Annotated in this window: 16 protein-coding genes; 8 read left to right on the forward strand and 8 right to left on the reverse strand. The window is 51.4% G+C overall.

Going from position 1 to position 20100, the window contains the following annotated elements; translation table 11 throughout:
* Positions 1 to 5 precede the first annotated feature (5 nt).
* From VSR74_RS05195 to VSR74_RS05225, 7 genes are all read right to left on the reverse strand, one after another.
* Positions 6 to 2273 carry a ComEC family protein gene (locus VSR74_RS05195; RefSeq protein ID WP_347793725.1) on the reverse strand — a complete coding sequence of 756 codons (2268 nt, stop codon included), beginning with the start codon at positions 2271 to 2273 and terminating at the stop codon, positions 6 to 8.
* A gap of 242 nt (positions 2274 to 2515) precedes the next feature.
* Positions 2516 to 2800 (reverse strand): integration host factor subunit beta, encoded by a 285-nt coding sequence (gene ihfB / locus VSR74_RS05200; protein ID WP_015965094.1) that lies wholly within the window; start codon positions 2798 to 2800, stop codon positions 2516 to 2518.
* Positions 2801 to 2954: 154 nt separating this feature from the next.
* Positions 2955 to 4628, reverse strand: a complete 1674-nt coding sequence (rpsA, locus tag VSR74_RS05205; RefSeq protein WP_015965095.1) for a 30S ribosomal protein S1 — start codon at positions 4626 to 4628, stop codon at positions 2955 to 2957.
* Positions 4629 to 4740: 112 nt separating this feature from the next.
* Entirely contained in the window at positions 4741 to 5424 is a 684-nt protein-coding gene (gene cmk, locus VSR74_RS05210; RefSeq protein WP_347793726.1) for a (d)CMP kinase, read from the reverse strand.
* A 189-nt stretch (positions 5425 to 5613) separates the two neighbouring features.
* Positions 5614 to 6897 carry a 3-phosphoshikimate 1-carboxyvinyltransferase gene (gene aroA / locus VSR74_RS05215; RefSeq protein WP_347793727.1) on the reverse strand — a complete coding sequence of 428 codons (1284 nt, stop codon included), beginning with the start codon at positions 6895 to 6897 and terminating at the stop codon, positions 5614 to 5616.
* Between the two features lie 69 nt (positions 6898 to 6966).
* The gene (serC, locus tag VSR74_RS05220) at positions 6967 to 8055 is read right to left on the reverse strand and encodes a 3-phosphoserine/phosphohydroxythreonine transaminase (RefSeq protein ID WP_347793728.1); all 1089 of its coding nucleotides are present in this window, start codon (positions 8053 to 8055) and stop codon (positions 6967 to 6969) included.
* Between the two features lie 189 nt (positions 8056 to 8244).
* Positions 8245 to 8937, reverse strand: coding sequence for a DUF421 domain-containing protein (locus VSR74_RS05225; RefSeq protein WP_347793729.1), 693 nt, complete (start codon positions 8935 to 8937; stop codon positions 8245 to 8247).
* 495 nt (positions 8938 to 9432) lie between these two features.
* Here VSR74_RS05225 and ycaO point away from each other — a divergent pair, with 495 nt between their 5' ends.
* The 4 genes from ycaO (at position 9433) to pflA (ending at position 15742) form a co-directional block, all read left to right on the forward strand.
* A complete protein-coding gene (gene ycaO, locus VSR74_RS05230) occupies positions 9433 to 11199 on the forward strand; it encodes a 30S ribosomal protein S12 methylthiotransferase accessory factor YcaO (protein WP_347793730.1) in 1767 nt (588 codons plus the stop codon).
* A 399-nt stretch (positions 11200 to 11598) separates the two neighbouring features.
* Complete coding sequence (focA, locus tag VSR74_RS05235) at positions 11599 to 12456, forward strand: formate transporter FocA (RefSeq protein WP_347793731.1); 858 nt, start codon at positions 11599 to 11601, stop codon at positions 12454 to 12456.
* Between the two features lie 55 nt (positions 12457 to 12511).
* Positions 12512 to 14794, forward strand: coding sequence for a formate C-acetyltransferase (gene pflB / locus VSR74_RS05240; RefSeq protein WP_347793732.1), 2283 nt, complete (start codon positions 12512 to 12514; stop codon positions 14792 to 14794).
* A gap of 207 nt (positions 14795 to 15001) precedes the next feature.
* Complete coding sequence (gene pflA / locus VSR74_RS05245; RefSeq protein WP_347793733.1) at positions 15002 to 15742, forward strand: pyruvate formate lyase 1-activating protein; 741 nt, start codon at positions 15002 to 15004, stop codon at positions 15740 to 15742.
* Between the two features lie 59 nt (positions 15743 to 15801).
* On the opposite strand, the gene VSR74_RS05250 is transcribed toward pflA, so the two are convergent.
* Complete coding sequence (locus VSR74_RS05250) at positions 15802 to 16650, reverse strand: MurR/RpiR family transcriptional regulator (RefSeq protein ID WP_347793734.1); 849 nt, start codon at positions 16648 to 16650, stop codon at positions 15802 to 15804.
* A 121-nt stretch (positions 16651 to 16771) separates the two neighbouring features.
* On the opposite strand from VSR74_RS05250, the gene VSR74_RS05255 reads away from it, so the two are divergent.
* The 4 genes from VSR74_RS05255 to VSR74_RS05270 are packed head-to-tail and all read left to right on the forward strand — an operon-like array spanning position 16772 to position 20049.
* Positions 16772 to 17047, forward strand: a complete 276-nt coding sequence (locus VSR74_RS05255) for a PTS sugar transporter subunit IIB (RefSeq protein WP_347793735.1) — start codon at positions 16772 to 16774, stop codon at positions 17045 to 17047.
* A 17-nt stretch (positions 17048 to 17064) separates the two neighbouring features.
* Positions 17065 to 18330: a PTS ascorbate transporter subunit IIC gene (locus tag VSR74_RS05260; protein ID WP_347793736.1), complete on the forward strand. Its 1266-nt coding sequence runs from the start codon at positions 17065 to 17067 to the stop codon at positions 18328 to 18330.
* A gap of 10 nt (positions 18331 to 18340) precedes the next feature.
* Complete coding sequence (locus VSR74_RS05265) at positions 18341 to 19138, forward strand: transketolase (RefSeq protein ID WP_347793737.1); 798 nt, start codon at positions 18341 to 18343, stop codon at positions 19136 to 19138.
* Complete coding sequence (locus tag VSR74_RS05270) at positions 19138 to 20049, forward strand: transketolase family protein (RefSeq protein WP_347793738.1); 912 nt, start codon at positions 19138 to 19140, stop codon at positions 20047 to 20049. Before VSR74_RS05265 ends, VSR74_RS05270 begins: the two co-directional genes overlap by 1 nt.
* Positions 20050 to 20100 lie beyond the last annotated feature (51 nt).

Genomic DNA, 20100 nt, shown 5'->3' on the forward strand with positions numbered 1-20100 from the left:
ATATTCTACCCGTTATCCTGCCCCTCGCCAAACCACTGATGATACCAACGAGGTAAAAGTTGATCGCGTAAGCCCTCAATTTTCCATCCTTCAGTGGAAAAAGTGACCGTAATCTGCCCCTGATGCGGGGTGTCGAACCATGCATAATTATGCTGTCGGTAGCGAGCTTTCACTTTAGCCGAAGGCAGGCGCCACGCGTTATAGCGTGATGCCGACGCCAGGGCTGCTTGACCGTCGACCTGCTGTATTAACGCGATGCCCGACGAGGTATTACTGCCGTGATGTGGCACCTGAATAATTGTAGACCTAAGATGCTGCCAGTAATGGCTTTGCATGGCCATTTCCGCCGATAATTCAATATCTCCGGTCAGTAACAGGCTGTTTTTCCCATCATCAACACGAATTACGCAGGATCCATTATTACCCGTTTGTCTTTTACCCGGTAATGGCCAAAGCACCTGAAAAGATAAATCCTGCCAACGCCAGCTATCGCCGCGAAAACATCCGCGATGCCCTACCCAACCCAGAGGGCTACGAACCCAACTTTTCGGCCAGGCATTTTGCAGGCTGTGGAAGCCGCCCCGGTGATCCAGATGTTCGTGGCTCAGAATAATGCCTTCAGGGGTAAGATGCCGCCAGCGTAGCCAGGGAATAATCAGTTGCGTTCCACTATCACCACCGGGCCATGCCAACCCGGTATCGTAGACGATGGCTTTTCCATTACGCGAAATGATGACTGAAAGCCCCTGTCCAACATCAAGCATCGTGGCCTGCCAGCGAGAGCCCGGCGATGTGCGCCAGAGAGGGAAAGTCAGCAAAGCAAACGCTGACAGATAAAGTGCCGGAAAAGTCCACCATCCGTGCAAGCGCCAGATAATCAGTATTATCCACGGTATCAGGGTTGCCCATTCCCAGCGCGCATCCACACTTAGCCAGCCCTCCGGAAGTATTCGCAGATAGGCAAACACCCAGCCCGTCACCCTATCAGCGCAAACCCAGACCGCCGTTTCAATCCCCCAGGAGCCACAAAGATGAAGCAGCATCCCCAGTAGCACCAGCGGTACAACGACAAACGTCACTATTGGCACGGCGAAGATGTTTGCCACCAGAGACGTCGTGCTGACACCATGAAAGAGCATAACTTGCAACGGGGTAAGTAACAGCATTAACCCCAATTGCAGATAAATCATCTCTTTAAGAAAACGCTGTAGCGTATTGCCCTTCCACCGCGGCGGTGGCGCCCACTGATACCAGAAGATAAGCGTGGCGACTGCAAAGGCGGAGAGCCACAGACTGTCGGAAAGCACCGCCAGCGGGTCTGTAAACAAGATTGCCGCTATGCAGCATAACCAGACTTCCCAGCCGCTCCACCGCCGCCCAGACAGGCGCAGCAGCGTCCAGATGGCTCCGGCAACCACTGTGCGTACCGCTGGGGGCTGTAACCCGGTAAGCCAGGCATACAGAAAGCTTCCGATTAACGCGCCAAACAGCGGCAATCGCCAGTTAATCAGGCGACATGGCAGGAAAAATTGTATCGCCCGAATGATTAACCAGCCCAGCGATGCGCCAAGCGCAATATGCAACCCCGAAATAGCCATCAGGTGTGATGTTCCGGTTTGTTGCATCAACAGCTTTATTTCCGGATCAACGCTCAGACGCTCACCGAGACCCAGCGCCAGAAGCACATCCCGCCATTCGTATTCAGCCAGTGTGGCCCGTAGAGATGCCAGAAACTGCGCCCGCAGGCTGCATGTCACATCCAGCGGAGTGGCTTCGATTAATCGCCCGGTAAGCGGCTGGTGCTGTGACAGCGCGTAACGTTGAGAATCAAACCCGCCATCGTTGAGTTGACCATGTACGGCTCTGGCGCGAATCTGCATTGCCCAGCGCTGCCCGGCGCAGGGCTGCTGCGGTAAATAGTTACCATAGAGCGTTATCTGCGGGGCGGGGAAAAGGCGCTGTCCGTTAAGTCGCACGATTTTCCCCTGATGCGTGGTTTGCCCGTCAGTCTGGCCGAGCACTATCTCCACGAACTGATTCCGCCCGGGAATGCGCTCTGCAGGAAGCTGAACCTGCCAGGCAGCCAGTATGCCCCAGCAAAACAGCAGCCCGACCATGCACGGGATGCGAACTAATCGTCTGCGACAAAGCAGCGCCAAAGTACTCAGCACGATTATCGCCCCCTCAACGACAGGCAACGCCGGCAGCACTGGCAGCCAAAGCAGAGGAAGAACACCCAGAATCACGCAGCAGGCAAAGTATGGTACACGCATCAACATCTCCTTGTTGCATGGAGTGTCGCGCGTGAATGCGGCGCTGTCGCCGGGCAAAATCAGAAGTGTCGAGCCGCCTTCCGGATATCTTTTCAGTTACTGAAAAGACGATGCGGTTTTGCGAGAAAGATTCAGGAAAGCGTGATGTGGGAAGAAGGTTTTATCGCAGGGAGGAAATGAAAAAAGCACCCGCAGGTGCTTTTTTCGCAATCAAGTTAAACCGTTAAGTGACGGTTCAAAACTCAATCGTAAATATTGGCGCGATCGCGCAGTTCTTTACCAGGCTTAAAGTGCGGCACATACTTGCCTTCCAGTTCCACTTTATCGCCAGTCTTCGGGTTACGCCCGGTACGTGGTGCTCGATAGTGCAGAGAGAAGCTGCCGAAACCGCGGATTTCAATGCGCTCACCCTGTGCGAGGGTTGAGGCCATATGCTCCAGCATCTCTTTTACCGCATCTTCCACTGCTTTCGCAGGGATATGTGATTGCTGGCTGGCAAGTCTTTCAATCAATTCTGACTTGGTCATAATTCCTCCGGTTTCCTTAATAAGGAAAATTAGCTAACAGCGTAAACAAGGGCGGCCGTAGCCGCCCTTTGTGCTTGATTACAGAACGAAAACCGTAATCTGTCAAGTAATCTCATGATTCTTCGACTGATAATCAGAGCGAAGAGTAAGAGAATTACTCGCCTTTAGCTGCTTTGAATGCTTCAGCCATTGCGTTGGAGAAGTTGCCGTCTTCCTGTTTGTTGTTAACAGTAGCGATTGCATCTTTCTCGTCAGCTTCGTCTTTAGCACGTACAGACAGGCTGATTGCACGGTTTTTGCGGTCAACACCGGTGAATTTAGCTTCAACGTCGTCGCCTACGCTCAGAACCAGAGTTGCATCTTCAACGCGGTCACGGGATGCTTCAGAAGCACGCAGGTAACCTTCAACGCCGTCAGCCAGTTCTACGGTTGCGCCTTTAGCGTCAACTGCAGTTACTTTACCGTTTACGATAGCGCCTTTCTTGTTCAGAGCAACCCAGTTGTTGAACGGATCTTCTGCGAGCTGTTTAACGCCCAGGGAGATACGTTCACGTTCTGCGTCAACCTGCAGTACAACTGCAGCGATTTCGTCGCCTTTTTTGTATTCACGAACTGCTTCTTCGCCTGCAACGTTCCAGGAGATGTCAGACAGGTGAACCAGGCCGTCGATGCCGCCGTCCAGGCCGATGAAGATACCGAAGTCAGTGATAGACTTGATTTTACCTTCAACACGGTCACCCTTGTTGTGGGTTTCCGCGAACTGCTGCCATGGGTTGTTTTTGCACTGCTTCAGACCCAGGGAGATACGACGACGTTCTTCGTCGATATCCAGAACCATAACTTCCACTACGTCGCCAACGTTAACAACTTTGGACGGGTGGATGTTTTTGTTGGTCCAATCCATTTCGGAAACGTGAACCAGGCCTTCAACGCCTTCTTCGATTTCAACGAAGCAGCCGTAGTCGGTCAGGTTGGTCACGCGACCAGTCAGTTTGGTACCTTCCGGATAACGCTTAGCGATAGCTACCCATGGATCTTCGCCCAGTTGTTTCAGGCCCAGAGATACACGAGTACGTTCGCGGTCGAATTTCAGCACTTTAACAGTGATTTCGTCGCCAACGTTTACGATTTCGCTCGGATGCTTAACGCGTTTCCATGCCATGTCGGTGATGTGCAGCAGGCCGTCAACGCCACCCAGATCAACGAATGCACCGTAGTCAGTGAGGTTCTTAACGATACCTTTAACTTCCATGCCTTCTTGCAGGTTTTCCAGCAGTTGATCGCGTTCTGCGCTGTTTTCGGATTCGATAACGGCACGACGGGAAACAACAACGTTGTTACGTTTCTGATCAAGCTTGATTACTTTGAACTCAAGCTCTTTGCCTTCCAGGTGCAGAGTATCGCGAACCGGACGAACGTCTACCAGAGAACCTGGCAGGAACGCACGAATACCGTTCAGCTCAACAGTGAAGCCACCTTTAACTTTGCCGTTGATAACACCGGTAACAGTTTCAGCTTCTTCGTATGCTTTTTCCAGCGTGATCCAGGCTTCGTGACGCTTAGCTTTCTCACGGGACAGCAGAGTTTCACCGAAGCCGTCTTCTACTGCATCCAGAGCAACGTCAACTTCGTCACCAACCTGGATTTCCAGTTCGCCAGCCGCGTTTTTGAACTGTTCTGCCGGAATAGCAGACTCAGATTTCAGGCCCGCATCAACCAGAACGACGTCTTTATCGATAGAGACAACAACGCCACGAACGATGGAACCCGGGCGGGTTTCGATTTCTTTTAAGGATTCTTCAAAGAGTTGAGCAAAAGATTCAGTCATGTTTAATCTTCAGGTTTCATATTTAACGTCCACCTGGCTCCGTGCCGGATGGGGTTGTTTAACATACCCGCTGTCAATCCATTGCAACGGGGGTACTGCAAATTCGGTCGCTTTACGCGAGAGCCAACTTTTGGCGCGCGTATTGTAGCGCTTTTTCAATCACTTGCTCAATGCTTAAGGTGGTGGAATCCAGCACTAAAGCATCAGCAGCAGGAACCAGCGGCGCCACGGCGCGGTTGCGATCGCGGTCGTCACGTTCCTGTATCTCGGCCAAAAGGCGTTCAAAGTTAACACTAAAGCCCTTTTCCTGCAACTGCAGCATTCGGCGATTCGCGCGCTCTTCCGAGGAGGCATCAAGGAATATTTTTACTGGCGCATCAGGGAAGACCACCGTGCCCATATCGCGGCCATCGGCAATCAGACCCGGGGCTTCACGAAACGCGCGCTGGCGGCGCAGTAACGCTTCGCGAACACGAGGGAAAGCCGCCACTTGCGACGCGGCATTCGCCACATCCTGGGTGCGGATTTCACCGCTAACGTCTTCCCCTTCCAGAATCACTTCCAGGTTGCCTTCCGTAGAGACAAAACGGACATCCAGGTGAGCGGCCAGCGGAACCAGCGCATCTTCCGACGTCAAATCGACGTGGTGATGCAGCGCGGCCAGCGCCAGAACACGATAGATGGCTCCCGAGTCCAATAAATGCCACTGTAAAGCCTCAGCCATCGCTTTACACAGGGTGCCTTTACCCGCACCGCTTGGTCCATCAATTGTGATTACCGGGGCAACTGCCGTCATCTTTATCTCCTTCAACACAAGGCGTATAGAACCTAAACGCGCGCATTATACGCATGTCTACGCCTGACAGTTACCTTTGTCTGCGAATTACGAAATTAACGCCAAAAATGGTAGGAATAGTGAACACTAATTATAGCGGGCTGGCGCAGGGCCAGCCCGAAAGATGACAATGTTTTACTTTTTGCTTGATTAAGCCAACGTACTAATACGCGCCAACTGTTCGAAGTAGTCCGGGAAGGTCTTCGCCGTACATTTCGGATCGAGAATAGTCACCGGCGTGTCTGACAATGCCACCAGTGAGAAGCACATCGCCATACGGTGATCGTTATAGGTGCCGATTTCCGCAAATTGCAGTTTTTCCGGCGGCGTGACGCGAATGTAATCTTCGCCCTCTTCCACTTCCGCACCCACTTTGCGCAGCTCGGTCGCCATCGCGAACAAGCGATCGGTCTCTTTGACACGCCAGTTGTAAATATTACGCAGCGTGGTCGTGCCCCTGGCAAACAGCGCCGCCGTGGCGATGGTCATCGCGGCATCCGGGATATGGTTCATATCCATATCAATGGCGTTCAGTTCACCACGAGTACAGGCGATGAAATCGTCGCCCCAGGTGATAGTTGCGCCCATTTTTTCCAGCACATCGGCAAAACGAATATCGCCCTGCACGCTATTACGACCAATGCCGGTGACTTTTACCGTACCGCCACGGATCGCACCGGCCGCCAGGAAATAGGATGCAGAAGACGCATCGCCTTCAACCAGATACTGACCCGGTGACTGATATTGCTGACCACCACGTACAACAAAGTGTTGGTAGTGCTGGTTTTCCACCTCAACACCAAAGGTTTTCATCAGGTGCAGGGTGATATCGATATACGGTTTGGAAACCAGATCGCCTTTAATGGTGATGGTAGTGTCGTTTGGCGCTAACGGCGCGGTCATCAACAACGCAGTCAGGAACTGGCTGGATACGGTGCCGTCAACCTCAACATTGCCGCCACTAAAACCGCCCTGCAAACGCAGCGGAGGGTAGTTTTCCTGTTCCAGATATGTGATTTGCGCTCCGCCCTGACGCAGCGCGTCAACCAGATGACCGATCGGACGCTCTTTCATGCGCGGTTCGCCGGTCAGCACGATATCGTTGTGACCCAGACAGAGCGCCGCCGCCAGAGGGCGCATCGCCGTGCCCGCGTTCCCGAGGAACAATTCCAGTGATTCATTGGCCTGCAACGGGCCTGCGTTCCCCGTGACTTCACAACGGGTGCGATCGGCAGACAAGGTGTAATGAATTCCCAGCGCACTCAGCGCATTCAGCATGTGGCGGACATCGTCGCTGTCCAGCAGGTTGGTCAGGACAGTGGTGCCGCGCGCTAAAGCTGCCAGCAGCAAGGCACGGTTAGAGACACTCTTTGAACCTGGCAGGTTAATGGTGCCATCAACACGCGCAATGGGTTGTAACGTCAGGGATTCCATGAAACTCAACTCTCAAATTCGCAAATAAAACCCCCCGCAGAAAGGCTGCGGGGGATGAAAAAGTAAAAATTAACCGTGACGACGTTCGAAGTCCTGCATGAAATCGGTCAAGGCCTGAACGCCCGCCAGCGGCATCGCGTTGTAGATTGACGCACGCATCCCACCGACAACGCGGTGGCCTTTCAGCGAATGCAGACCCGCCGCGAAGGACTCTTCAAGGAAGACTTTATCCAGTGCGCTGTCCGCCAACTGGAACGGAATATTCATGCGCGAACGGTTAGACGCCGCCACATCGTTACGATAGAAATCGCTGTGGTCGATAACGCCATAAAGCAGTTCAGCTTTCTGCTGGTTGATGCGATCCATTGCCGCCACGCCGCCCTGCTCTTTCAGCCATTTGAAGACCAGACCCGCCAGATACCAGGCAAATGTCGGCGGCGTGTTGAACATCGAGTCGTTCTCGTTCAGCACGGAGTAATCCAGAATGGACGGACAGGCAATGTTGGCTTTGCCAAGCAGATCTTCACGCACAATGACCAGCGTCAGGCCTGCCGGGCCGATGTTTTTCTGTGCGCCCGCGTAGATCACGCCGAAACGGCTGACATCAATCGGACGAGAAAGAATCGTTGAGGAGAAGTCCGCCGCAACGACCACATCTTTACCGAAATTCGGCGTTTCATCGATGGCGATGCCGTCGATGGTTTCATTTGGGCAGTAGTGCAGATAAGCGCTATCCGCGGAAAGCTGCCATTCGCTCATCGGCTTAACAGCGCGTTTGCCGTCAACGGTGATTTTGGCGTCAATCACATTCGGCGTGCAGTATTTCTTCGCTTCTTTTACTGCGCTGGCCGCCCAGTAACCGGCGTCAACATAGTCTGCGGTGGTTTTATCACCCAGAATGTTCAGCGGCACACCAGCGAACTGCCCGCGACCGCCGCCATGGCAAAACAACACTTTATAATTGGAAGGGATATTGAGCAGGTCACGGAAATCCTTTTCTGCTTCTTCCGCCACGTGGATAAACTCTTTTCCACGATGGCTGACTTCCATTACTGATGTACCCAATCCGTTCCAGTCGCGTAATTCATTCTGCGCCTGTTTAAGGACATCTGCCGGTAGCATTGCCGGACCTGAACTGAAATTAAAGACCTGAGCCATTTCCCCTCACCGCGTTGCAATGTTGTCTACCCGTGTGCATTCACACGGGTATAAGTTATTCCTGTGGATATCGGTTTTATCATTCAGTGACACGCGCCGCAATGGGTAATACTGAGAGGTAAGAAAATGTGCCGTAGTTCACACAACAGATTCGTCCATATTGACGGAATAAAATGGAGAAATCCGCTATCAGGTGATACGTTTCGCGGTGCTGGCCTTCGACCATTCTGGATTTGCACAGCGTGGACATAATTGATGCTCCCCGGCTTTCAGATTGAAAATTGCGCTGCAACGAATGCAGGCATAGTCAGCCGTCTCCGGCACGACACGGTATCGCTCAGTACAGGAGGCCGGCAGAATCACCAGTCCCGCTTTCACCTCATCATCGGCGTAGTAATAAAGGCTGATTTGCCCATTCGTTTCCATGATAGCCAGACGAAGTTGCCCAAGTTGCTCGACACCCCCGAGCCTGAGCTCCATAAAAAACTCAAACTCTGTCATGTTCGCCGATTGCAGTTTCTCCCATGCCAGCTCACCCTCTTCGACGATTACGACGGGCTTACCTTCCAGTAAGTCCTCCAGCTTTTCGCTATGTGACATTAGCCACATCACGAGGCGATAGAGTGCCGCAAGCGTTAAGAAAACGGCCAATACGGGCAACATGGGCACATCGTCATAAAACGCGACATCGCCTGCCGCAGAGCCTAATGTAAGAATAATCAGTACTTCAAACAGAGACATCTGGCGCACACCACGTCGCCCTGTGATTTTCAGAAAGAGAAAAACAAGCACAAACGTATAAAGCGAGCGGAGCGCTACTTCGCCAAGGAAATCCAGAGGGACTTTATCCAGCGCCATACGGTGAAGGTCGAACGATTTCATTTTTATACCTGACAGGGGAGTTGCGAATAAGAATAGACCAGGCGGGGTGACACTGTGGGGATGGGGATTTTGTGAGCTGCTTGTACGGCAGTGAACTTAACCAACTGTGCTGGAAGACTTCCGAGATGTTTCTAAGCTGCCCATACGGCAGTGAACCGACGCGTCTGCGTCTTCCTGCCGTCGAGAATTTTCTAAGCTGCCCATGCGGCAGTGAACTCAACCCTTCCCATTCTATCCGACTGTTTTCTTAGATAAAAACGCTAATACCACCCCTTGCCCCATTTTTTTCTTACCTCATAAACCCCGAATAAAAATCAACAACTTACAAGCAGCCGCAAATAAAGAGTTTCGTGGCAGCCAAAATATTCACATCTTCCATCTCGCTTTCTGAGGTCACACTCCGCCCCTGTTCGACCTTAAAATCAATGAAGATAGCGTCATTCATCCAAACCCCGTATCATTGCGCACCTTATGCACAATAGAAATGAGACCGTCATGACGCAAACCTATATCCCCGGCAAAGATGCCGCACTGGAAGATTCCATCGCTCGCTTCCAGCAAAAACTGCTCGACCTGGGCTTTAACATCGAAGAGGCCTCCTGGCTGAATCCGGTGCCAAACGTCTGGTCTGTGCATATTCGCGACAAAGCGTGCTCGCTGTGCTTTACCAACGGTAAAGGCGCAACCAAAAAAGCCGCGCTGGCGTCTGCATTAGGGGAGTATTTCGAGCGCCTGTCGACTAACTACTTCTTCGCCGATTTCTGGCTGGGCGAGAAAATCGCTAACGGCCCATTCGTGCATTATCCGAACGAAAAATGGTTTCCAATCCCGGAAGATGACGAATTGCCGGAAGGCCTGCTCGATGCGCGTCTGCGTGCGTTCTACGATCCGGACGATCAACTGACCGGCAGCCTGATGGTCGATCTGCAATCGGGCAACACCGATCGCGGTGTTTGCGGCCTGCCGTTTACCCGCCAGTCCGATGGTGAAACTATTTATATTCCGATGAACATCGTCGGCAATCTGTACGTTTCTAACGGTATGTCAGCGGGCAACACTGCTAACGAAGCGCGTGTGCAGGGCCTGTCGGAAGTGTTTGAGCGTCACATCAAAAACCGCATTATCGCCGAGAGCATCAGCCTGCCGGAAATTCCGCAAGAGGTGATGGCGCGCTACCCGGGCGTCGTGGCATCTATCGAAAAACTGGAAGCGGAAGGTTTCCCAATCTTTGCTTACGACGGTTCTTTAGGCGGCAAATACCCGGTTATTTGCGTCGTGCTGTTCAATCCGGCAAACGGCACCTGCTTTGCCTCCTTCGGCGCGCATCCGGACTTTGGCGTCGCGCTCGAGCGTACCGTCACAGAACTGCTTCAGGGCCGTGGCCTGAAAGATCTGGACGTGTTCACACCGCCAACCTTCGATGATGAAGAAGTCGCCGAGCACGCCAACCTGGAAACCCACTTCATCGACTCCAGCGGTTTGATCTCCTGGGATCTCTTTAAGCAGGATGCCGACTACCCGTTTGTGGACTGGAATTTCTCCGGCACCACTGAAGAAGAGTTCGCTACCCTGATGGCGATTTTCAACGCGGAAGATAAAGAAGTGTACATCGCGGATTACGAGCATTTAGGTGTATATGCCTGCCGTATCCTGGTGCCGGGCATGTCCGATATCTATCCGGCGGAAGATCTGTGGCTCGCTAATAACAATATGGGTAGCCACCTGCGCGAAACCATTCTGACGCTGCCAGACAGCAAGTGGGAAAAAGAAGAGTACCTGAATCTCATCGAACAACTTGATGAAGAAGGGCTGGACGATTTCACCCGTGTGCGTGAATTACTGGGCCTTGCGACCGGCAAAGATAACGGTTGGTATACGCTGCGTGTCGGCGAACTGAAAGCCATGCTGGCGTTGGCAGGCGGAGATATGGAACAGGCGCTGATCTGGACGGAATGGACGATGGAATTTAACGCATCGATATTCAGCGCGGAGCGGGCTAACTATTATCGTTGTCTGCAAACCCTGCTGCTGCTCTCGCAGGAAGAGGATCGTCAGCCACTTCAGTACCTGAATGCCTTTGTGCGCATGTATGGCGTTGACGCCGTAGAAGCCGCCAGTGCCGCACTGAGCGGTGAAGCGCCGTTCTACGGTTTACAGGCTGTCGACAACGGCCTGGAAGCCTTCCCTGCGCACCAGTCACTGCTTGAAGCCTACGAAAAGCTGCAGTGTGCAAAAGCTGCGTTTTGGTCAAACCAGGGCTAAAAGCCCTGAGAATAAGTAGGTTTAAAGATTACTCTACGCTATATTATGGGGCCGTTTAACGGCCCTTTTTTTATTTTAAAAAATACGCAAACTGATTTGTGATAATTAAGTTACGTATGGGTAAACACTATTATTGGTAGCTTACCAATAATGTTAATTTAAATGATCATTACTCCATTTTAATTAACTGCCAAAACGGGAGGTAAACGAAAAAAATCAACTGAAATTGCAAACTTTAAAATTTATTTTTACTTTGATAATCAAAAAGTTATGCCGCTTTCGATGAAAAACCACTCGATTTGCGGGCCTATAAGCCAGGCGAGATATGATCTACATCAAATTCTCATCTATAATGCTTTGTTAGTATCTCGTCGCCGACTTAATAAAGAGAGAGTTAGTGTGAAAGCTGACAACCCTTTTGATCTACTTGTTCCTGCAGCGATGGCCAAAGTGGCCGAAGAAGCAGGTGTCTATAAAGCAACGAAGCATCCGCTGAAAACCTTTTATCTGGCGATCACTGCGGGCGTGTTCATCTCCATTGCTTTTGTTTTCTACATTACTGCCACCACAGGAACCGCGGGGATGCCTTTTGGCGTCGCGAAACTGATTGGGGGTATCTGCTTCTCACTAGGCTTGATTCTCTGCGTCATTTGCGGGGCTGACCTCTTTACCTCGACGGTGCTGATTGTTGTGGCGAAAGCCAGTGGTCGAATCACATGGGGTCAACTGGCGAAAAACTGGTTGAACGTCTATTTTGGTAACCTGGTAGGATGTCTGCTCTTTGTTCTGCTAATGTGGCTTTCCGGCGAGTATATGACCGCCAACGGGGGATGGGGCCTGAATGTCCTGCAAACCGCTGACCACAAAATGCACCATACATTTATCGAAGCCGTTGCACTCGGTATCCTGGCGAATCTGATGGTATGCCTGGCCGTCTGGATGAGCTACTCTGGCCGCAGCCTGATGGATAAAGCCATGATTATGGTTCTTCCGGTTGCCATGTTTGTTGCCAGCGGCTTTGAGCACAGTATTGCAAACATGTTTATGATCCCAATGGGGATTGTGATTCGCAACTTTGCAAGCCCGGAGTTCTGGACCGCAGTTGGTTCAACCCCGGATAGTTTTTCTCACCTGACTATCATGAACTTCATCACTGATAACCTCATTCCGGTAACCATCGGGAATATCATTGGCGGAGGCCTGTTAGTTGGGCTGACATACTGGGTCATTTACCTGCGTGAAGGCGACCATCACTAAAGTGAGCGTTGTGTCAGGCAGTAAATAAAAAATCCACATAAAAGGTAGGTGTTACATGTCCGAGCTTAATGAAAAGTTAGCCACAGCCTGGGAAGGTTTTACTAAGGGTGACTGGCAGAATGAAGTCAACTTACGTGACTTCATCCAGAAAAACTACACTCCATACGAGGGTGACGAGTCCTTCCTGGCAGGTGCTACTCAAGCAACTACCGAGCTGTGGGACAAAGTAATGGAAGGTGTTAAACTGGAAAACCGCACTCACGCGCCAGTTGACTTCGACACCGCTGTTGCTTCTACCATCACCTCCCACGACGCGGGCTACATCAACAAGTCGCTGGAAAAAATCGTTGGTCTGCAGACCGAAGCTCCGCTGAAACGCGCGCTGATTCCGTTTGGCGGCATCAAAATGATCGAAGGTTCCTGCAAAGCGTACAACCGCGAACTGGATCCAACCATCAAAAAAATCTTCACCGAATACCGTAAAACTCACAACCAGGGCGTGTTCGACGTTTATACTCCGGACATCCTGCGCTGCCGTAAATCCGGTGTTCTGACCGGTCTGCCAGACGCATACGGTCGTGGTCGTATCATCGGTGACTACCGTCGTATCGCCGTTTACGGTATCGACTACCTGATGAAAGACAAATTCGCTCAGTTCTCCTCTCTCCAGTCTGACCTGGAAAACGGTGTGAACCTGGAAGCGACTATCCGTCTGCGTGAAGAAATCTCTGAACAGCACCGTGCGCTGGGTCAGATCAAAGAGATGGCTGCTAAATACGGCTACGACATCTCTGGTCCGGCTACCAACGCTCAGGAAGCGATTCAGTGGACTTACTTCGGCTACCTGGCCGCGGTTAAATCCCAGAACGGCGCTGCAATGTCCTTCGGTCGTACCTCCAGCTTCCTGGATATCTACATCGAACGTGACCTGAAAGCAGGCAAAATCACAGAACAAGAAGCTCAGGAAATGATTGACCACCTGGTCATGAAACTGCGTATGGTTCGCTTCCTGCGTACTCCTGAATATGATGAACTGTTCTCCGGTGACCCGATTTGGGCAACTGAATCCGTCGGTGGTATGGGCGTTGATGGCCGTACCCTGGTGACCAAAAACAGCTTCCGTTTCCTGAACACCCTGTACACCATGGGCCCGTCTCCGGAACCGAACATCACTATCCTGTGGTCTGAAAAACTGCCGCTGGCGTTCAAAAAATACGCTGCGAAAGTGTCCATCGATACCTCTTCTCTGCAGTATGAGAACGATGATCTGATGCGTCCTGACTTTAACAACGATGACTACGCTATCGCTTGCTGCGTAAGCCCGATGATCGTTGGTAAACAAATGCAGTTCTTCGGTGCGCGTGCTAACCTGGCGAAAACCATGCTGTACGCAATCAACGGCGGCGTTGATGAAAAACTGAAAATGCAGGTTGGCCCGAAATCTGAACCGATGAAAGGCGATGTGCTGAACTACGACGAAGTTATCGACCGTATGGATCACTTCATGGATTGGCTGGCTAAACAGTACGTCACCGCACTGAACGTCATCCACTACATGCATGACAAATACAGCTACGAAGCTTCTCTGATGGCGCTGCACGACCGTGACGTTATCCGTACCATGGCTTGCGGTATCGCGGGTCTGTCCGTTGCGGCTGACTCCCTGTCTGCAATCAAATATGCGAAAGTTAAACCGATTCGTGACGAAGACGGTCTGGCTATCGACTTCGAAATCGAAGGCGAATACCCGCAGTTTGGTAACAACGACGCTCGCGTCGATGACATGGCTGTTGACCTGGTAGAACGTTTCATGAAGAAAATTCAGAAACTGACTACTTACCGCAACGCTATCCCGACTCAGTCTGTTCTGACCATCACTTCTAACGTTGTGTATGGTAAGAAAACCGGTAACACCCCAGACGGCCGTCGCGCAGGCGCTCCGTTCGGCCCAGGTGCTAACCCGATGCACGGCCGTGACCAGAAAGGTGCTGTTGCCTCTCTGACCTCCGTTGCAAAACTGCCGTTTGCTTACGCTAAAGATGGTATATCTTACACCTTCTCTATCGTTCCGAACGCACTGGGTAAAGACGACGACGTTCGTAAAACCAACCTGGCAGGCCTGATGGATGGTTACTTCCACCACGAAGCTTCCATCGAAGGTGGTCAGCACCTGAACGTTAACGTAATGAACCGCGAAATGCTGCTCGACGCGATGGAACATCCGGAAAAATATCCGCAACTGACCATCCGCGTATCTGGCTACGCAGTACGTTTTAACTCCCTGACTAAAGAACAGCAGCAGGACGTTATTACTCGTACCTTCACTCAGTCCATGTAATGGATTTGACTGAAATCGCGATTTAAAAAGCGTACAATAAAGGCTCCACGCAAGTGGGGCCTTTCTTATAAGTGCCCCACTCTCTCCGAGCCTATTTTGCGGGTTAATCTCTATAATGAAATTAACGTGCAAAATAAACTCAAGACGGCCTGAAGTCATGATCGTCACCCCTGCCGGACGCGGGGAAAAACTGGAGATAACACTGCAATGTCTGTAACTGGTCGCATTCACTCCTTTGAATCCTGTGGCACCGTTGATGGCCCGGGTATCCGTTTTATCACCTTCTTCCAGGGCTGCCTGATGCGCTGCCTTTATTGCCATAACCGCGATACATGGGACACGCACGGCGGCAAAGAAGTCACCGTTGATGAACTCATGAAAGAGGTGGTGACCTATCGCCACTTTATGAACGCGTCCGGCGGCGGTGTAACCGCATCCGGCGGCGAAGCCATTCTTCAGGCAGAGTTCGTGCGTGACTGGTTCCGTGCCTGCAAAAAAGAGGGCATCCACACCTGCCTCGATACCAACGGTTTTGTGCGTCGCTACGATCCTGTTATCGATGAATTGCTGGAAGTCACCGACCTGGTGATGCTCGATCTCAAACAGATGAACGACGAAATTCACCAGAATCTGGTTGGCGTCTCCAACCATCGCACACTGGAATTTGCACAGTATCTGTCGAAAAAAGATATCAACGTCTGGATCCGCTACGTGGTGGTTCCAGGCTGGTCAGACGATGACGACTCCGCGCACCGTCTGGGCGAGTTTACCCGTGATATGGGCAACGTCGAGAAAATCGAACTGCTGCCGTACCACGAGCTGGGTAAACATAAGTGGGTTGCGATGGGCGAAGAGTACAAGCTGGATGGTGTCCATCCCCCCAGGAAAGAGACCATGGAACGCGTGAAAGGCATTCTGGAGCAGTATGGTCATAAGGTGATGTACTAAAGCCTTTAGCGTGGCAGATTATACGCGGAAAAAAATCCGTGAAATCTGCCATGCTTTCCCTACGACATAAAATACTCAGACAACTTATTCGTCACGCTTTCAATCGAGAAGATGCGTTTCTGATGTGCTTTTCGGCACTGAATATAACGTTCATCCTGCTCTGCCAGCGCACTGAGAATACGATCTGCCACCATCATCGCGCCCGCAATTTCCGCAAAACCAGACTCACCATCTCCCTGAAGCGCCACAGCAGCCTGTAAGTTCCAGTCCGAGAGACGATTCAACTGCACAAACGACCCACGCGTCAGCGACAATATTTTGATCCCCTGCTCTTTCGCCAGAGACAGCGCCTGCATCATATCGGTAGACGTTTGTTCGGTATGGATAACAATGATTCCCGTCTTCTGGTTATCGGCGAGAGGAGAAATGGCCGTCGGATAGGATCTGTCAATAAAACTCGCAATTTTCCCCATCTGCACCAGGTGCATCTGGAGGAAAAGCGCGACCGGCACAGCAGTCCCCACCGCATAAATAGCAATATTCCCCAGTTGATTCAGCCATGATGCAATGGCCTGCAGCTCAATGCTGTCGATAATGGCATTGCTGTCACGAATACTGGCCAATACCGCAGAGGTCTCGTCATCACTCCGTTCGTCAGATCGGGCAGCCCCCTGCTCCAGCGCCAGCGCGGTTCTGAAGTCAGAGAAACCTTTGAATCCAAACGCCCGACAAAATCGGGTAATGCTCCCCTCGCTGGTATCGATGGAATCAGCCAGCTCGGTAATGGTGTGCCTCATCACAAAATCGGGATTTTCAGTAATAAAACGCCCTACCTTTTCGAGGATCGGGCTTAGCCCGGATGCCTCATTTCGTATATTTATCAACAAATTACTGCCTGTCTGGCTCATTTTTCGCCTTTTTACACAAAATGCATATGCTGTCACATATTTCGGCCGGGATTGTGATAATAATTTTTACCGAGTTAATGATAGTTAAAAATAATTATTTTCACAAACAGAAGGACATCCTATGAAAGGGCTTATCGTCTGTCGTACCGGCATGGGCAGCTCACTCATGCTCAAAATTAAAGCACAAAAAATCATCGATAAACACGGATGGGACATCGATCTCGAACACGATGTGCTTTCCGGGCTGGCGACCTGGCAAGGCGTTGATTTTGTCATCACCATGCGCGATCTCACCGATGAAGTAGAAGCAGCCGGGTTCAGGGCTATCGGTATTACCGATTTGATGAACAGCGAAGAAATGGAATCTGCGCTCACCAGCGTCGTTCAGAACAACTAATCTCTCTCGGGGGAAATATGGATCTCCTAAAGTTCATTGTATTCGACATTCTGGGTGTAACCCCACTTTTAGTTGGCTTTATTGCATTAATCGGACTGCTTATCCAGCGGAAACCCATCGAAAAAGTCCTTTCCGGTACGTTTAAAACCATCGTGGGATTTCTGGTATTTGCCGGAGGTGCCGGGCTTGCGGTGACCTCGCTGGGAAACTTTCAGACGTTATTTAGCGATGGATTCGGCCTGAAAGGTGTCATGCCATTAGCGGAAGCATTAACTGGGCTTGCTCAAACCAAATTCGCCATGTGCGTCTCGCTCATCATGGTCATTGGTTTTGGCTGGAACCTTGTATTCGCCCGCATAACCCCCTTTAAATACATATTCCTTACCGGGCAGCATAACCTTTACCTCTCCGCCCTGCTCACCGTTACGCTTAAAGCGTTGGGCTACAGCGACATGACTACCATCATTGTTGGTTCCGTGCTTCTGGGACTCGCGGCCTGCCTCTATCCGGCCATCGCGCAGCCCTGGATGCGGAAGATCACCGGCAACGATGAAATTGCCATGGGCCATTACGTCACCCTGGCTTACGCTATCTCAGGCTGGATAGGCGCAAAAGTTGGCGATCCGAAACAATCGACAGAGAAATTAAATTTACCGGGCTGGCTGGGGATATTTAAAGACTATATCGTCTCTGTATCCATTTCTGTCAGTATCTTCTACTACATCGCAGCGCTTGCTGCCGGTAAAGCTGCCGTCACCGCCGCGGCAGGCGGCATGCACTGGCTGGTTTATCCGCTGTACCAGTCGCTAACTTTTACCGCATCGTTGTACATCATTATCACCGGGGTTCGCTTGCTTTTGTCTGAAATTGTTCCTGCATTTCTGGGCATTTCAGAGAAATTTATTCCCAATGCAAAGCCCGCGCTGGACTGCCCTGTTGTGTTTCCCTATGCGCCGACAGCAACCGTGCTGGGTTTCATCTCATCGTTTATCGGTGGCTTAGTCGTCATGGGTTTCCTCGCCATCCTCGGCCAGACGGTCATTATCCCTGTCGCAATCCCTTATTTCTTTATTGGTGCGACCGCCGCGGTATTTGGTAACGCCTCCGGTGGCTGGAAAGGCGCAATTGTTGGCAGTTTTGTGACCGGGATATTGATAGGCATTGGGCCAGCATTGATTTACCCGATCATGGAATCCGTAGGTTTATCAGGCACCAGCTTCCCGGAAACCGACTTTGTTGCCCTCGGATTGGTGGTGTACTACATCGGCAAAATGCTGCCATAGGAAGGAAAAAATGAATATAGAGCAACTTGAGTCTCACGCACTCGCAGCACGTCGCGACATTGTTAGTATGATTTACGAATCCGGAATCGGACACCCTGGAGGCGCTTTATCGATCATCGATATCCTGACCTGGATCTATAACGAAGAGGTTGATTTTACCGCCTCCCCTCGGACTCGCGTGGTCATGAGTAAAGGTCATGCCGTGGCAGCACAATACGCCATGCTGTATCAGAAAGGGCTCATAGCGCGCAGCGAATTTAAGACGTTCAGACAAATTAATTCCCGCTTACAGGGCCACCCCAGCATCAAAGCGATGCCTGAGGTTGACGCTACCACAGGGCTGCTCGGGCAGGGGTTGTCCATTGCCTTCGGCATGGCTGCCGCGAAGAAACAGCGTGGAGAAACTGAACGCGTATTCGCCATTATTGGTGATGGCGAAATGCATGAAGGGCAAATCTGGGAGACTTTGCAACAGGCTGGTCATATGAAAATGGACAACCTGGTCGCCATTATCGACTACAACGGATTCTCCTCACATGACCCGGTTAATCAGGTCGTCAACCTTGAGCCCCTGGCAGATAAAGTGCGTCATTTTGGCTGGCACGTTCTTGAGCTTCAGAATGGTAACGATATGCACCAGGTAGCCAATACACTGAGCTTATCCCGCCATCTGAAAGGTAAGCCAATCGCCATCATCGCACATACCACCAAGGGCTGTGGTGTGAGTTATATGGAAAATAACGGCGACTGGCACTCAAAAACGCCATCAACGGAGCAATATCATCAGGCAATGGAGGAATTACAATAATGAAAGCCCCACGCGATGAAATTGGCAAAGCACTTATTGCCCTGAAAAATAAAGGTTATCCTATAGTCGCTATCGACAGCGATCTCGCGAGCTCAACGCGAACCGATCAATTCCAGTCTGCGTACCCGGCGTGCTTTTTTGAAATGGGGATCGCCGAAGGTTCCGCGATGAGTTTTGCCGTTGGGCAGGCAATCGAAGGCAATATTCCCTTCTACGTCAACTTTGCCATGTTCGTTACCGGAACCGCATGGACTCAGTTGCGTCAGGCTTGCTACGCCAAAGCCAATATCAAACTGGTTGGTAGCCACCCGGGGATGGACGATGGCCCTGATGGCGCTTCACACCATGCACTGGAAGATCTGGCCCTGACTCGCGTCCTGCCAGGGTTGACGATTCTTACTCCTGCCGACGCCGACGAAATAGAAGGCGCTTTCGAACAGGCGGTGAACATCGACGGGCCTGTTTACATCCGCGTTGCGCGTGAGCCCATGCCAATACGCGATAAATCTGTTATTCCGCGTGTTACCGATATTGCCGCCATTGCAGAGAACGGCAATGACTTTGCCATTCTCTTTGAAGGCACGGTAATGGAACAGGCTATGGAGGGTTACGAAAAGCTCGTGGCCGACGGTAAGAAAGGCAAGCTTATCCATGTTGCCAAACTTAAGCCGTTTAATCACGACGCTTTTTACGCGTTGATTGAGGGTTGCCCTTCGCTCGTTACCATTGAGAATCATACGGTCAACGGGGGGCTGGGTGGACAAATCGCGGAAGCCATGACGCAGATGGGCATTGCTGCAAAACTGTGTCGTTTGGGAACCCAGGATACGTTCACAGAATCCGGAAATAGCCGCGAGCTAAAAGCTAAGTACGGGATCTCTGGCGCAGCCATTTACCAGGCGCTGAGTTAGTCACTGCACGGGCTGTTCCCATCCAGGAGCAGCCCGCTCTCAGGAGCGTTG

Origin of the sequence: Pseudocitrobacter cyperus (assembly GCF_039889165.1) — a bacterium.
GTDB classification, from domain to species: Bacteria; Pseudomonadota; Gammaproteobacteria; order Enterobacterales; family Enterobacteriaceae; genus Pseudocitrobacter; species Pseudocitrobacter cyperus.